Origin of the sequence: Dyadobacter sp. OTU695 (assembly GCF_038440355.1) — a bacterium.
Classification (GTDB): Bacteria; Bacteroidota; Bacteroidia; order Cytophagales; family Spirosomataceae; genus Dyadobacter.
In genome coordinates this window covers 111,815-126,935 of sequence record NZ_JASATN010000010.1, presented here as the reverse complement: position 1 = coordinate 126,935, position 15,121 = coordinate 111,815, and the positions used below count along the sequence as shown (strand labels likewise).

Genomic DNA, 15,121 nt, shown 5'->3' with positions numbered 1-15,121 from the left:
CGTCCGGCTGTCGGAGAACCGACGGCCTAACTACCGGCTCAAATCTAAAAAGTAATGACAACTTCCAGCCACCGGATCGATAGCTGGAAACAAAAAACCTGCCAAACTCGCCCTAGTAAAGGAGTGCAGCAGGTCTTTTAGAAGAGAATTGTCGCGAATATCTGAAAACTTCTGAAATCACTTTCTCGGAAGGAGTCCGTGTGATCCTGTTCATCTGACTCTGGATTTCCAGAGAGTCGAGATAAAAGTTCATCAAGTTATCGTCAAGTGCGAGTGCCTCAACAATCTGTTCATTTTCATTCTCAGTTGTTTCGGCATATAAATACCTTACAACATCATCGTAGGTAAAGGTTTTTGTCATACTGTGGGGCACGTTGGTTAAATTGCTTACGCAGGTTTATCAACGCGTAACGCATTCTCCCCAATGCCGTATTAATACTCACACCCGTGGCATCCGCAATTTCCTGAAAGCTCATGTCCTCATAGTGGCGCATGATCAGAACCTGCTTCTGCACGTCGGGCAACCGCTGGATCATTTCCCGCAGCTGCTCATGTGTTTCCTGACGAATCTGGATCGACTCAACGGAATCCTCCGAAAAATCCAGCGTGTTGAAAACACTGCTACCATCTTCGAACACTACATTGGGGTAGCGTTTATCGCGTCTGAAATAATCAATGGCGAGGTTGTGTGCGATTCGTATAATCCATGGGAGGAACTTCCCTTCGTCGTTATATCTCCCACCTTTAATCGTGTCAACAGCTTTAATAAATGTATCCTGTAATAGATCTTCGGCTACATATTGGTCCTTGACAATCAAATAAATAGTGGTGTATATTCTCGATTTGTGGCGTTGAACGAGCTTTTCAAAAGCCTTCTCATTGCCCCGGATATACAATGTTACCAACTCACTGTCGCTAACCTGGACTTTCTCCATTTTACTATTCGATTTAGTTAACGTAGAGCAGTTCGTCGATATTGTTTCTCCTTTCTGGTTTGGTGAAAAATTAGATGTGACTTTTCGGCATTTCGAATTATACGAATCAAAGAAATGGATTTGAAAAATAATTTGCAAATGTTTGACTTTCTTTTTGCAGAAAAATTATTTCCCGTTAACAGATGTTAACAAGTTGTGCATGTTTTAGATGCGTTATGTTCGTTGGTGTCTGGGTGTAGACATATTAGAATAAATAATAGTATTTAATGAATAACTTACGATGTGCGTGTCGAGTTAGATCGATTTTAGTGTGCCGACCACTACTTTTTTCGATTACCCACCGTAATTTCACTTTTCTTATAAAAATTGAATTTTTACCAGATATGAAATATAAGCATATCTTCTTCGATTTGGATCATACACTATGGGATTTTGAAAGAAATTCGTCCGAATCTCTGGAAGAGATTTTCCACCATCACAAGCTTACCCGCTACGGGATACCATCATTAGAGGCATTTGTGTACTCTTTCCTTAAAATCAATACTGCATTATGGGACGCATTCGACAGAGGACAGCTGCACCATAGCTATATACGTGAGAACCGTTTTAAAATGGTTTTTGAAGAATTGGGAGCCGAATGCCCACCCGAGCATACGGAAATCGGGGAGCTATACCTTACCTCACTGCCAACCAAAAAGCACTTGCTGGACGGTGCGCTCGATTTGCTGAATTATGTGTCCGCGGCGGGTTATGGAATGCACATTATCACCAACGGATTTAATGAGATACAAGCGAGAAAGATCGCCAGCTCGGAAATCGGCCACTTTTTCGATCACGTCGTGACATTTGAAACCGCCAGCGCCAAAAAGCCTGATCGCCGGATTTTTGAGTTTGCTTTGGAATTGGCGCAAACTTCCGCGGAAGAAAGCCTGATGGTCGGTGACAACTGGGTTGCGGATATTCTGGGCGCAAAACAGGTCGGAATAGATACCGCCTACCTTAATCCGGCCGGGTTGCAGTTCGACGAGACCCCTACCTATGATATTAGAAGATTGGAAGAGCTAATGCTTGTGTTGTGAAGCGGCGGTCAGGAAGGATCGGATTCGTAGTACCGGATGTTCTTTTCCTTTAAAAACTGCTTGATCACGTCCACATGCACGCATTGCCCGACATTCAGGAAAGGGTAGTTGGAAACCTTCTTGCGGTGCCCGTCGATGGTTACCTCGCGGTTGACCTGGTCAAATCCGAGATGCAAATGGCGCGTAGAGCTCTGCATTCCGTAAATAATGCCGTTCTGGTCAAAGAGCGGGCCGCCGCTCTGGCCACGTAGCCCCGGTGTACTCATTTCGATTCCCACCACCTCGCTGTTGTCTCCGATATGCCGGGTAATGATGCCGTCGATCGGGAAACTGGGCGTTTTGATCTTCCCTTCGGTCGTCCATTCGATGTCTCCCGTATGCTTGTTGTACCGGTAATTGGTGAATTCGGGAAATGGATAGCCCAGCCTGCACAGATAGCGGCCTTGCTTCACCAACCGGGAATCTTTCAGGAATTGGGCGTGGGACTGGTATTGCTTCGATTCATAATTGCGGAACTGTACAATCGCCAGATCCTGTGTAGGATGCAGGTGTATTGTGAGCCCTTTGTAGGCCGATACGCAATGGATGAAGTTAAAAAGTATGCGGATCGGACTGTCCGGTGAGATCTTGTACTTTGTTTCCAGCAGGTTTCGCTGTGTGGCAAGGCCTGGATCCTTCTCGAATTTGCGAAGCTCCCCTTTGAATTTCAGGTAGTTTTCGTAAATGCTGTTGGCATAGAGGATTTGCCTGGCCACATGCCTGCACGTAACGGCGAAACCGTCTTCATTTACAAAAAACAATGTAGCCGTACCGGGAACAATGTCGCTCCCTGCGTAATAACGGACGATAAAGTGAACCGGACGGGTAAACTGATCTATTTTTTCAATAGCATCAACAAACATAAAAAACTGGCCGCAGCCACGTCGAACTAAGGGTGGGTAAAGGGAACGAGTGCCTCCGTCTGGTCCCAGCTTAGGACCATGTTGACACCATTGGGGGTTTCTTCAAAATAGATGTGGAAAGTTTCCTGGACCGACGGACGGATCCGGATCGGCACTTCTACATTCATGATATTCTTGCCGTCGTTGTACTCTGTACCCCATTGCCCGGTTTCGGAGTTAAGAATGATTTTCCAGTTGCTTTGTCCCGGCACGGAAAAAAGCGAATAGGTACCGGCCTTCACTGGTTTACCCCCCATGATCACATCTTCTTCCACTTCGATCAGAGTTGCCTCGTTGGCACCGGTGCGCCACACTTTTCCGTACGGCAGCAATGCGTTGTCTTGTTCCCTGCCGAAAATCAACCGGCCTTTTTTACTGGGTTGCCCGTAGGAGATTTTGAGCTTAACTCCATTCTGACTGGTTTCCGCGACTGCCTCGGGACTGAACGATTTGGTATATTTTCTAACTCCCCAAAATCCTGCTAATGCAACTATAATCAAGGCAAAGACAATCAGTAGAATTCTTTTCATAAATCAGGGACAGAAGATTTTGTAGAAGGTATAACTCACAGAAAGACGCACATAAAAATAGGTGTCTTTTACAGAAGGGTCGCCCTGTTGGAGCTTGTCCGTTGATGTTGGATCGCCTCCGAGGTTGTCCATGTAATCTGTAAAAGTTTTACGGGTGCCGTATTCCAGCCCGATGTTCCATGGTCGGCGGATCTGGTATTTGATGCCGACGCCATATGGCAGCACAAGGCCTGAAGTTTTGTACGAGCCCGTCTGGATATTGGGGTTAAATTTGTTAAAGCCCAGGCCGCCAAATACATAAGGGCTCCAATTGACTGCAAACCGGCGTTCCTGGAAATTCAGGAAGTTATATTCCGCGACGGCACTTCCCTCGAATATCGTAGTTCGAAACGACATGTTCCTGGCTTGCTGGAAAGGATCGTCACTATGTTTGTCGTCGGCCCCGATGATTCCTCCCGCAACTTCGGCTCGAAGCGACAAAGCCTGGTTTGGATTAAATCGGAAAAAAAGACTTCCGCCAGGTTTGAAGAACCGGAAACGAAAAGTGGGCGAAATATCCCCCCGGTAGTTAAAACCTCCCACGCCAGCACCAAACTCGATCTTCTGCGCGCGCACTTGTGCGACCGTCAGAAAAAAACAAATACCTGTCAGCAACGTAGCCGACAAGTATTTCAGCCGCGAGGGCCGGTTATTCAAATGTTTGAAAATGTACTTCAATGGGGTTAGTCAATTATTTCAGTGGCGGACATTTGATCTGAGAAGGCAGCATATAGTGAATGCTGATCATACCAAACAGGTAAGCATCCTTTTGAGTAGGGCTATTGCCACGCTCGGTGCCCGGCGCGCCAAATCCCGTGGTAGGCAAAACTTGCAGCGGGTTGGCCCCGTCTGGTAATACACCCGGATAGTTGACATTCAAAAATTTTCCGACGCCTTCCGTCCTGTCTACACCCTTGCGCACCGCAAATTGCTCGGCGGTACGGTTTGCCATATGTGCCGCCAATGGATCATCCGCGAAAAGCGCGGGGTCGGCGTAAGCGCCATGCGCATCGTCGAGATAGTCGGTAAATGTTTTACGGTAGCCCAGTTCCGCCGAAATATCGAATTTGGAATTGATTTTATACCGGACACCAATACCGACTGGAATTGCAAACTGAACCAGCGAATAAGGCTTGGCATAACCTTCATTACCTTGCCCCTCGGTGCCCAATGGCTGCAATTTTACCCAGTCGCCTTTCAATGAATCGAGTGCTTTGGGGTTATGTGCGGTAAGCGCGACGCCAGCGAAGAGGTACCAGCCCAGTTGTGGGCGGCGGTCGTAGCTCCGGTTGTCAGGTGTCAGTTTATAAATACCCTGAACGGAGAATTCTTTAAGGTCATTGCGGAAATGCAGGTTTCGGGCATAAAAAACACTCGCATCATGTTTCGAATCGCGGTTCATAATGTAATCGTCACCGGCGATCCGTGCATAAATGAAACTGGCACGTGCGGCCAGGCGTGGCGTGAAGTGGCGTGTGTAATTTCCGCCAACACTCCAGCGGACCATTTTGAAGGTAGAGGCCAGCGGACGCCGATACGGTGCAAGGTCGCCGTAATAGCTGGAAGTACCGATACCAAAACCTGCCGTAGAATAGGGGACGAAGAAACCTCTGCTCTGTGCTTTTACGTCTTTGCCAGACAGTAATAGCCCCAAGATCAGGGTTAAAGCCAACGCTCCGGATACTCTTCTTAAGTCGAAATTTCTACGCATTTTCAGATCAATTTTTTTGCAAAAATAGAATAGTTGTTGGTTTTCTTCAGGATGCAACACCATTTCAACGATTTTAACAATGTTTTATTTGTGTGGATATGATTTTTTAGAAACGCGGCAAATCTTCCTTATCATTGTGTACTCAAATAGCGCCACAGAAAATGATTTCGAGTAACCAGCTACGGTTTTCTTATTCCGCTCAGAAAAAATTCAGCTTCCCCGATATCCATTGCAACGATAAAGAAACTCTGCTTATCCTCGGTCAGTCGGGCAAGGGCAAAACCACATTACTGCATTTGCTGGCATTGTTGCTGACGCCTGAATCGGGGGACATCGTGATAGCCGGGAAATCAGTCAGAAATCTCACACCGCAGGAAATTACGACCACCCGTGCCCAAAATATCGGCATTATTTATCAGCGCCCGCATTTTGTGAGCTCGCTTTCTGTGATGGATAATATTTTGCTGTCCAACTACCTGGCCGATCGCAAAGAAGACCGTCAGAAAGCCCGCCATCTGGCCGAACAACTGGGTTTCGCGGATCATTTATCTAAAAAAACGAACCAGCTAAGCCAGGGAGAGCAGCAGCGGGTGAGCATTGCGCGGTCATTGATGAATAACCCCAATATTATCCTGGCCGACGAGCCCACGTCTAACCTCGACGACGATAACTGCCAACGGGTGATCGGGCTTTTGAAAAAACAATCTGCACAAATCGGTGCCAGCCTGGTGGTGGTGACACACGATCAGCGCCTTAAAGACGAGTTTTCGAACCAGGTTTTTCTGTAAAATAATCCCAATGAACCTATTCAAGATCAGTATTGCCAATCTCAGGGAGAAAAAGCTCAACAGCTTTTTGAGCGCATTGCTATTGACCCTCGGTATAGGCATGATCTCCCTGCTTTTGCTCCTGAACAAACAGCTTGACGAGCAGTTTAAACGTAATCTGAAAGGCATCGACATGGTAGTAGGCGCCAAAGGGAGCCCTTTGCAGGTGATCCTTTCGAGTATTTACCAGATCGACGCGCCTACCGGCAATATCCCGTTGGCCGAGGTGAATGCGTTACGCAAAAACCCTTTTGTGAAAACGGTGATCCCGCTATCGATGGGCGACAATTACCAGGGATTCCGCATTCTTGGCACAACGCCTAAATACGTCGAGCACTTCAATGCAAAACTGGCCGAGGGGCATTTATATAATGCTTCCATGGAAGTGACGATCGGCAGCAAGGTTGCTCGGAATTCGAAATTGAAAGTCGGCGATCAATTTTCCGGGTCGCATGGACTGGATTCGGAGGGAGAGAAGCATGAGGATAAGAAATACAAGGTCACAGGGATATTCCAGCCAAGCGGGACGGTGATCGACCAACTTATTGTGACGCGGCTTTCGAGCGTATGGGACATTCATGAGCATTCGGATGAAAAAAAAGTACCTATGGCCGCCGAAGTTGCACATAGCGAAAATCAAAAGCACGTAGATCCCGAGCCCGACGAAGAAGGAAAGGACGTGACCAGCGCATTGATCCAGTTTCGTAACCCGATGGGACTAATGACGATCCCGCGTCAGATCAATGAAAATACTTCCATGCAGGCCGCATTACCCAGTATTGAAATCAATCGGTTGTTTTCGCTGTTGGGTGTCGGGATAGAAACATTGCGCACCCTGGCTTTGATTATCATTTCCATAGCAGGTGTCAGTGTTTTTATCTCTCTTTATAACTCATTGAAAGACAGGAAATACGAGATGGCGCTGATGCTTTCCATGGGCGCGACGCGTACGAGGCTGTTTCTGATGCTGCTGATCGAGGGCCTATCGCTGGCGGTTATCGGTTTTTTTGCGGGTATCGTTGCCAGCCGTGTCGGTTTGTGGGTGTTTTCTAAATCGGCAGAACAGGACTTTCACTATTCGCTGGGCAAATTCGCACTGTTACCGGAAGAAATTTACCTGTTTTTCGGTGCGCTCGCGATCGGCGTGGTGGCGGCGGCATTACCCTCGCTGGGTATTTACCGGCTGAATATCTCGCGGACGCTGGCGGAGGAATAATAATGTGTGTAAATTTGTTAAACCGGTACAAATCATTGTAATACAAAATAGGAATACTGATGAAATCTGTCAAAATCAGCATATTGTTCTTCTGCATTGTCTCATTGTTTGCTTTTAAACCGGCAGTGGAACCGGTAAAGCTGACCTGGGAAACCTTGCGGGACGTTACTTTCAAAAAGAAATGGTATGCCGAAGAGTCGATTTACATGCTGCACCCCACATTCGGGCCAAGCGTACAGAAGCTGAAAAACCAACAGGTTTCGATTACCGGTTACATTTTGCCGGTTGATTTGGAAGCGAATTTGTACGTATTGTCGGCATTCCCGTTCAGCGCATGTTTCTTCTGCGGCGGCGCCGGTCCGGAAACGGTAATGACCCTGAATTTTAAGAAAAAGGACGGGAAGAAGTTCAAAACTGATGAGCGCCTCACTTTTACGGGCACATTGAAACTCAATGCCGATGATATTTACCAGATGAACTACATTCTGGATGGCGCGGAAATCGTGAAATGATCAGACGCCGATCAGGCGCCAAACTCCTGAAATAAAGAATAATACGAGTCCCACAGGCGTAAGCACCTTCCAGCCCAGGTACATGAGCTGATCTACACGCAGGCGGGGGAGCGTCCAGCGCGCCCACATTTGAATGAGGATACCGAATAAGGCTTTCGACAGCAGCCAGAAAATACCGGTAACATAGCCAAACCACGTTCCGGGTTCACCACTTGTCCAGTCGGCAAGCTTTACAGGCCCGATATTGGGCAGCGGCGTATTCCAGCTTCCCAGGAAAAGGATAGCGCCCAGCAGCGACACGAGCAGCATCATACCATATTCCGACAGCATGAACAATGCCCAGCGCATTCCGGAATATTCGGTATGGAAACCTGCCACCAGCTCCGATTCGCCTTCGGGAAGGTCAAATGGTGCACGGTTGCATTCGGCGAGCGATGCGATGAAGAAAACGACGTAGGCGATCAATAGAAAAGGATTGCGTACGATATTCCAGGAAAGAAAACCTCCTACGCCCGTCACATCGATTCCCAATTCGCGCATGCCGAAAAGGTAGGTCGTTTCCGGGGCAAAAATGCCTTGCTGATAGCTGATAACCTGCAAATCGAGCGTTTGGGTGAGCATGATCACACATAATATCGAAAGGCCCAGCGGTATTTCGTAGGACACGATCTGTGCCACAGCACGCATGGCGCCATATAATGCAAACTTATTATTGGAACCCCAACCGGCCATCAACAGGCCGATCACATCGACAGATACAATGGTAAGGAGGAAGAAAACGCCCACAGCAGCTCCCGAACCAGCTAGTTCCGGCGCGAGCGGTACGACCGCAAATCCTGCGAAAACTGATATAAAAATGATAAAAGGGGCGATCAGGAACAGTCGCCGGTCGGCAGCTTTTGGAACAATGTCCTCTTTTTGCAATAGCTTGAGTAAGTCCGCAAACAGCTGCAATAATCCCCATTTTCCTACCTCCATGGGTCCCAGACGGTCCTGAATGAAGGCCGAAACCTTTCGTTCCAGGTACACACCGATTACGACAAAACCGGGGACGAGCAGGAGGAAAATGATGAGCGTAAAAGGCATTAAAAGCTATCGGAACAATGGTTTGACGCAAAAGTAAGTAAAAAACTTACTCATCTTCGTCCGTCTGTCCCTTATATCCCGATTCCTGCAAAATTCGACCGGCATTATCGATTTGCATCAATTGGGGAAGCGTGATATCCGGGTTTTCAGTCAGAAACCTGCTCACGATCCGCCAGCCGACCCACCGGCCGATAGCGCCAGGCACTTTGTTTCCGATTTCGGTCGTAAATGGACGGTCGTCGATGAATTTACGCTTTTTTAGTTCGCTTTTTTCATACAATAACTTGCTGGAAATGAAGTATGCCCAGATGTCCGTCTGGCTGTTGTAGGTTTTTCTGAGGTCTTCGTCAGAATAGCCGATAATGAGACTATCGGCTGTTTGTGGCATTATCTGTTTCACAAACTCGTACCCTTTGCCGTAGCCGATCATATCCGAAAGTAATGTCTGGTCGCCGGAGTTCATGATATTAAACTGGTTGGATTCGAAGAACACGATCGACGGCACGATGTACTCTTTCTGATAGCGGCGGAGCTGATAGTCATATACGTTAGGCCGGTAACGCGCAGCCGGACCGCCGAAGTAATCCAGGCCGATGACGATCAGCGAATCGGAAATGTAAAGGTCGTTGCCGGTGAAGCCCGTTACGATAAAATCGACTTCCGGGATTCTGAATTGGGGATAATGGTATTTAATTTGTTTAAATGCATCGGTAAGCGGGTTGAGGATACGCGTTTTGCGGTCGCCTATAATAGAATCCAGCTGCGCCCTGAATGCCTGTAAATCTGCGTTTTGAATGATCGAGAACAAATGCGCGGCCAGTTTGGAGGGCTCTACCGGCGAATCGGTGAAATAGGCTTTCGCGAGGTAGGGGTGGCCATCGAGGAACTTTTGTACATCTTCGGCCGATTTGCAGGAGAACAGCTCCTCGTCGAGATTCCTGGAAACGAGTTCGAACCGGATATTGCTGGTATCGGCTTCTTTGCGCTGGTCGGTTTTACACGAAAATTGGAGGAAAACTACAAACAGAATGCATAATAAGGACCTGAAATAAACCATTTGGCGGAGAGAATATATGTCGGAACAAGTTTCAAAAGTAGAAAAAAAACGCATAAGCATCCTGGGTTGCGGTTGGCTTGGGTTTCCGTTAGCTAAACGGTTACTGGGCAACGGTATTACATCGCAGGTAAAAGGCAGCACGACGTCGGAGCATAAGCTCGATCAATTCGCCGGCGTCGGGATCGATGGTTACCTGCTGCCCTTAAACCCGGAAGCGGGTCTGGATGCGAGCATTTCGGGCTCTTTTTTCGATTCCGACATAATCGTAATATCCGTTCCGCCACGCATGTCGCAGAATGTGCCTGGAAACTACGCAGCGCAAATGCGGATGGTAGCGGAGGCGATCCGGAAGTCTCCGGCCGGCGAAGTCGTATTTGTTAGTTCAACGGGCGTTTACCGGGATTTGAGCCAAACAGCGGTTGAGCGCGATGTACAACTGCCCGAGCATTCGGCCCAGCCCGAAATGGTTGAGGCGGAGAATGCAATAGCCGCGTTACGGCCAGAGAGAATGGTCACTATCCTGAGATTGAGCGGCCTGCTGGGTTATAACCGTATTCCCGGCAAGTATGTAAAAGGTCAGAAGGACATGGCAACCGGAGATATTCCCGTGAACTACATTCACCTCGACGATGCCGTGGGTATCATTCAAGCCATGATCCAGCAAGGCATTCTAAACGAAACCTTCAACATCACTGCGCCATTTCATCCGACACGCAGCGAGGTTTACGTTGATTCCTGCGCGCAGTTCGGATGGGAAGCACCTACGTTCTGCATTCCAGAGCAGCGGCTGCCTTTTAAACTGATTTCGGGCGATAAATTTTCGAAATACTATCGCTACGAATTCAGATATCCCGATCCGCTGCAATTCCACTATCAGCTGGAAGATGTGTAATGAGTTCAGAGTCTATAATGAGTCCAGAGTTTAAAGTCAACGAGTATTTCTATAAACTCATAAACTATCGACTTCTATACCGTCTAAAAGCAAAAAATCCGCAGGATCAACTCTGCGGATTTTATTATTTATAAACCAAAAAGTGTATTACTGAGCCCCTAGCAACTCGGTCAACTTGTTTTCAAGCGCCGCGCCGCGGAGGTTTTTTGCAATGATCTTTCCTTCTTTATCGAGCAGGAACGTAGCAGGTATCGCATTGACGCCGTAAGTCTGCGCTACGCCGGAATTCCATTTCTTCAATTCCGACCCATGTAACCAGCTCAGCTTATCGCGCTCGATGGCTGTTTTCCAGGCTTTTTCATTATCGTCCAGCGACACGCCGAAGATATCGAAACCCTTGTCCTTGAACTTGCCGTACATGCGCACGACATTCGGGTTCTCCATCCGGCAAGGTCCGCACCACGAGGCCCAGAAGTCAATCAGCACATATTTGCCCCGCAATGACGACAATGCGATTTGCTTGCCTTCCGGGCTGTTGAGTGTGAAATCGGGTGCCTGCTCACCCACGGCAAGCCCGGCCATTCTTTTAACGGAACCAATGAAACCTTTCGCAAGCGTAGGCACGGGTTCAACTTTGGAATAATCATCGGCGAGCTTTTTCAGAACGTCCAGGTCGTTTTCGGGCGTCAGGAAATTGTTGGCTGCGAAAAGTGCGATGAGCGATGTGCCCATTTCAGGGATCATCTGGCGCAATGCAGTTATCCTTTCTTTCTCTGCGGCTTGGTAAGCCTGCTGTATCTCCTGGATTTTTTTGGTATCCTTTTTCTCTTCTGCTGCCGCGTATTGCTCGTTCCAGCCGGTCACCTTGGCGGAAAAAGACTGCATCAATTGGTCGACTTTGGCATAATATTCCATGTTTTTGGAACCGGTGACGGACACTTTTCCGCCATTGCCTTTATCGTCGCGTGTTGTGCCGTCGGCTGTGACAACGAATGTTTCGCCACCTTCCACGAGTAGGGGAAACTTCTGCCGGTCGGCGATATTAATGGTAAAAAAGCTGCCACGGTCTTTGTCGACACCTTTCAATGTAAAACTGCCGTCGGCGCCAAGTTGTGCGGAATCGAGTTTAACGGAAGATCCGGCTGCTGTGGATTGCGACAGAATGACTTTTTCGCCTTTGGAACCATTCTTAACCTTTCCGTTCACGGTAAAGCCCTTCGGTTCGATCTGCGCCATGACCTGGAGGCTCAGCAACGCGCCGCCCAAAACCAATGCACTCTGTTTGATAAATTCCTTCATGATCTTCTGTAACTGATTGTCAAATGTGTGATCTATAACTTTTGCGCCAGCAGTTGGTTGACGAGCTTGGGATCGGCGGCTCCGTTCGACTTCTTCATCACTTCGCCAACGAACAATCCCATAAGCCCTTTTTTGCCCTTTTTATAGGCCTCAACTTTGTCGGGCATGGCGCTTATTACCTCATTTATCAACGTTTCGAGCTCGTTTGTATTGCTGTTTTGCAGCCAGTTATTTGACGAAGCGATCTCTGAAGGCTCGCGGTTTGGCTCGGCCAGCATGACCGGGAAAATCTTCTGCGCAGCCACCGAATGGCTCACTGCACCTGACTCATTCAGCTCGATCAGGGCTGCCAGATTTCCGGCGCTGATCGGGAAATGGGCAATGTCGCCGTGATGATCGTTCAAATATGATTTCACGGGCCCCATCAGCCAGTTCGATACGGTTTTGAAATGGGTTGTTTTGGCACAAACGGCTTCGAAATACTCGGCCAGCTCGCGGGTATCCGTCAGTACGGCAGCGTCGTAGGCCGGGATACCGTATTGAGTTACAAATTTCTCGCGCAGCTCATGCGGCAATGCAGGCATGCTCGATTTAATGCTTTCCAGCCATTCGTCCGACACTACTACCGGGCTGAGGTCCGGATCCGGGAAATAGCGGTAATCGTTCATGGTTTCTTTCACCCGCATTCCGTAAGTCTGCCCGCTTTCCACATCGAACATCCGCGTTTCCTGCTGGATTACCTCGCCGTTTTCGAGCATCGCCGCCTGGCGTTTTTCTTCATATGCAATGGCGCGCATCATGTTCCGGATCGAGTTCATGTTTTTGATCTCGACTTTAGTACCATATTCCGCGGCGCCCTTCTTGCGCAGGGATACATTCACGTCTGCGCGCAGGGAGCCTTCTTCCATATTACCATCGCTGATACCCAGGTAGCGGACCAGACGGCGGATTTCGGTCACAAATGCGCCCGTTTCTTCGGCAGAACGTAAATCCGGCTCCGAAACCATTTCTACCAGCGGCGTTCCCGCGCGGTTGTAGTCGAGCATTGTTTCGGTATGGCTGCCGTCGTGCACCGATTTTCCGGCGTCTTCTTCCAAATGGATATGGTGAAAACGGATCGTCTTTTCGGTGAACCTGCCTTCGTGCTTGAAAGATATAGTTACGCCCCCTTGTTCACAGATCGGTTTTTTGTCCTGTGAGATCTGATACCCTTTCGGAAGGTCGGGGTAAAAGTAGTTTTTGCGGTCGAAGATCGTCCTTTTACTGATCGAACATCCGCAGGCAATGCCGAGGCGGATGGCGTATTCGACTGCTTTTTTATTGACTTTGGGCAAAGTTCCCGGCAATGCGATCGTCAGTGGACCGATATTGGTGTTGGGTTCTGTCCCGAAAATGTTGAAATCGCGGGTAAACAGCTTGGATTCCGTCAGAAGCTGACAATGCACTTCCAGGCCGATTACGGTTTCATACGAGGCCAGAAGTTCATCGGTAACGTCAGCGGGGTGAATTGCGGTTTGACTCATATTATATTACTAATGCTTTCGCAAAGATACAAATACGGGCCGTCCATAGCATGAACGACCCGTATTTTATGGATATAGCCGGTTTTGCCCGTGATCAGAGCGAGTTGATCCAGTTGGCGATAACGACGATGTCAGCTTTTGGAACGTGAGCCAGCGGTGCCATTGGAGGATAGCCAGGCCAGTGCTCGGGTTTTGGATTGTGAACGAGTTCTACAATCTGATCCGGAGTGTATTTTTTCTTCGCTACTTCCGAATAAGCAGGTCCGATTACCTTATCGTAAGCCTGGTGGCAGGCGAAACAAGCGTGTTTGTTCAGCAATGCGGAAACGTCGGCCGGAACCGGTTTGCGTTTTGGTGCAGCGGCAGGTGCGTCGGCTGCCGGAGCTGCTGTTGCACTGTCACCTGTTGCAGCCGGGGAGGCTGCCGGAGCGGCCGCTTTTTCAGCTGCAGCTGCCGTAGCTTGCTCAGCCGCTACTTTTCTATCGCTTTGAAGTTTCACCAGGGCCGCTTCTTCGCGTGCTTTGCTTCCTGAACCGTACCATTGGTCATATTTGTCACGGTCTTCTTTGGACGAACAACCGATGAAGAAAGAGACTGCCAGGGCCATCAGGGCCAAAGAAGCGCTTTTTTTGAGTGTCATTGTGTTAATTTTTAAGAATTTTCGCCAGATTAAGGTTGCGATACCAAATCAACCACGAAGAAAGCAAGTTTGCGTTAGATTTCCGTCATGCGCAGGGCAGAAATTCGGACGATCCCTGAAAACACCGGATTCTATCCGCTTGTCCGACAATCGCTTATCCACGGCCGGTATTTATTAAAATCAGGAAAATTTCTTGTTTATTTGTCTGTGACTGTTGCGAGTAAAACAAAATGTCTTTACTTTTGCACTCCTATTTGTAAAACGATGTAAAGCAATGGCTAAGAAAGGCAATAGAGTACAGGTCATACTGGAGTGCACAGAACAAAAAGAAAGCGGTGTTCCAGGCATGTCACGTTACGTGACCACAAAAAATCGGAAAAATACGCCAGGCCGTATGGAATTGAAGAAATTCAACTCTTTCCTGAGACGTTATACACTCCACAAAGAAATTAAGTAAGTTCGTTTTGTTACCCGTTAACTGTCACGTGAAGCTGAACAATAACTGGGTAAGCGCGGAACAGTTAATCATTAACAATATAACTTCTAACTGATATACAGACATGGCAAAGAAAGTAGTTGCTACCCTGAAAAAAGAAGGCGGTAAAGCATTTGCGAAAGTGATCAAGGCCGTAAAATCTCCTAAAACAGGAGCTTATACCTTCAAAGAAGAAATCGTTCCCCTGGACGGTGTACAGGGTGCATTGAAAAACTAAGTCTTCGACGGAGTTCAGACTGTCTTCGACTACGCTCAGACTGACATTGAGCGATACGTTTGTCACCCTGAGCGTAGTCGAAGGGTTGAGTTTTTAAAAAAGTCCCTTTCCGGGACTTTTT

General features: G+C 48.2%; 17 protein-coding genes. 7 read left to right on the top strand and 10 right to left on the bottom strand.

The features are described from left to right. Window positions 1-335 precede the first annotated feature (335 nt). Window positions 336-935, bottom strand: a complete 600-nt coding sequence (locus AAHB90_RS19095; RefSeq protein ID WP_015813074.1) for an RNA polymerase sigma factor — start codon at window positions 933-935, stop codon at window positions 336-338. Window positions 936-1,318: 383 nt separating this feature from the next. Between AAHB90_RS19095 and AAHB90_RS19090 the strand changes: the two genes are divergently transcribed. After that, window positions 1,319-2,014, top strand: coding sequence for a YjjG family noncanonical pyrimidine nucleotidase (locus tag AAHB90_RS19090; RefSeq protein WP_342086796.1), 696 nt, complete (start codon window positions 1,319-1,321; stop codon window positions 2,012-2,014). A gap of 8 nt (window positions 2,015-2,022) precedes the next feature. On the opposite strand, the gene AAHB90_RS19085 is transcribed toward AAHB90_RS19090, so the two are convergent. From AAHB90_RS19085 to AAHB90_RS19070, 4 genes are read right to left on the bottom strand one after another with little or no spacing between them, the layout of a single operon-like run. Next, on the bottom strand, window positions 2,023-2,916 hold the full coding sequence (locus AAHB90_RS19085) for a trypsin-like peptidase domain-containing protein (protein WP_342086795.1): 894 nt from the start codon (window positions 2,914-2,916) through the stop codon (window positions 2,023-2,025). A gap of 26 nt (window positions 2,917-2,942) precedes the next feature. Then, entirely contained in the window at window positions 2,943-3,485 is a 543-nt protein-coding gene (locus AAHB90_RS19080) for a DUF2911 domain-containing protein (protein WP_342086794.1), read from the bottom strand. A 3-nt stretch (window positions 3,486-3,488) separates the two neighbouring features. Further along, window positions 3,489-4,202, bottom strand: a complete 714-nt coding sequence (porG, locus tag AAHB90_RS19075) for a type IX secretion system protein PorG (protein ID WP_342086793.1) — start codon at window positions 4,200-4,202, stop codon at window positions 3,489-3,491. 13 nt (window positions 4,203-4,215) lie between these two features. Further along, window positions 4,216-5,178, bottom strand: coding sequence for a hypothetical protein (locus tag AAHB90_RS19070; protein WP_342086792.1), 963 nt, complete (start codon window positions 5,176-5,178; stop codon window positions 4,216-4,218). Between the two features lie 218 nt (window positions 5,179-5,396). Here AAHB90_RS19070 and AAHB90_RS19065 point away from each other — a divergent pair, with 218 nt between their 5' ends. Genes AAHB90_RS19065 through AAHB90_RS19055 form a run of 3 tightly spaced genes read left to right on the top strand, consistent with a single transcriptional unit; the run spans window position 5,397 to window position 7,790 of the window. After that, window positions 5,397-6,023 (top strand): ABC transporter ATP-binding protein, encoded by a 627-nt coding sequence (locus AAHB90_RS19065; protein ID WP_342086791.1) that lies wholly within the window; start codon window positions 5,397-5,399, stop codon window positions 6,021-6,023. A 10-nt stretch (window positions 6,024-6,033) separates the two neighbouring features. Further along, window positions 6,034-7,278, top strand: a complete 1,245-nt coding sequence (locus AAHB90_RS19060) for an ABC transporter permease (protein ID WP_342086790.1) — start codon at window positions 6,034-6,036, stop codon at window positions 7,276-7,278. Between the two features lie 59 nt (window positions 7,279-7,337). After that, on the top strand, window positions 7,338-7,790 hold the full coding sequence (locus AAHB90_RS19055) for a DUF3299 domain-containing protein (RefSeq protein WP_106595729.1): 453 nt from the start codon (window positions 7,338-7,340) through the stop codon (window positions 7,788-7,790). On the opposite strand, the gene AAHB90_RS19050 is transcribed toward AAHB90_RS19055, so the two are convergent. Further along, window positions 7,791-8,876, bottom strand: a complete 1,086-nt coding sequence (locus AAHB90_RS19050; protein WP_342086789.1) for a complex I subunit 1/NuoH family protein — start codon at window positions 8,874-8,876, stop codon at window positions 7,791-7,793. It abuts the gene before it with no gap. Between the two features lie 46 nt (window positions 8,877-8,922). Next, a complete protein-coding gene (locus AAHB90_RS19045) occupies window positions 8,923-9,933 on the bottom strand; it encodes a gliding motility protein GldB-related protein (protein ID WP_342086788.1) in 1,011 nt (336 codons plus the stop codon). A 16-nt stretch (window positions 9,934-9,949) separates the two neighbouring features. On the opposite strand from AAHB90_RS19045, the gene AAHB90_RS19040 reads away from it, so the two are divergent. Further along, window positions 9,950-10,825 (top strand): NAD-dependent dehydratase, encoded by an 876-nt coding sequence (locus AAHB90_RS19040; RefSeq protein ID WP_342086787.1) that lies wholly within the window; start codon window positions 9,950-9,952, stop codon window positions 10,823-10,825. Between the two features lie 147 nt (window positions 10,826-10,972). Here the strand turns inward: AAHB90_RS19040 and AAHB90_RS19035 are convergent, their stop codons facing one another. The 3 genes from AAHB90_RS19035 to AAHB90_RS19025 all read right to left on the bottom strand — a co-directional run bounded on the left by AAHB90_RS19035 (window position 10,973) and on the right by AAHB90_RS19025 (window position 14,287). Further along, window positions 10,973-12,124 (bottom strand): TlpA disulfide reductase family protein, encoded by a 1,152-nt coding sequence (locus AAHB90_RS19035; RefSeq protein WP_342086786.1) that lies wholly within the window; start codon window positions 12,122-12,124, stop codon window positions 10,973-10,975. 32 nt (window positions 12,125-12,156) lie between these two features. Continuing rightward, window positions 12,157-13,647, bottom strand: coding sequence for an Asp-tRNA(Asn)/Glu-tRNA(Gln) amidotransferase subunit GatB (gene gatB, locus AAHB90_RS19030; protein WP_342086785.1), 1,491 nt, complete (start codon window positions 13,645-13,647; stop codon window positions 12,157-12,159). A 94-nt stretch (window positions 13,648-13,741) separates the two neighbouring features. Continuing rightward, a complete protein-coding gene (locus AAHB90_RS19025) occupies window positions 13,742-14,287 on the bottom strand; it encodes a c-type cytochrome (RefSeq protein ID WP_342086784.1) in 546 nt (181 codons plus the stop codon). A gap of 274 nt (window positions 14,288-14,561) precedes the next feature. Between AAHB90_RS19025 and rpmG the strand changes: the two genes are divergently transcribed. Both rpmG and AAHB90_RS19015 read left to right on the top strand, forming a co-directional pair. Next, window positions 14,562-14,744 (top strand): 50S ribosomal protein L33, encoded by a 183-nt coding sequence (gene rpmG, locus AAHB90_RS19020; protein WP_015813060.1) that lies wholly within the window; start codon window positions 14,562-14,564, stop codon window positions 14,742-14,744. A gap of 103 nt (window positions 14,745-14,847) precedes the next feature. Further along, entirely contained in the window at window positions 14,848-15,000 is a 153-nt protein-coding gene (locus AAHB90_RS19015) for a DUF4295 domain-containing protein (protein WP_015813059.1), read from the top strand. Window positions 15,001-15,121 lie beyond the last annotated feature (121 nt).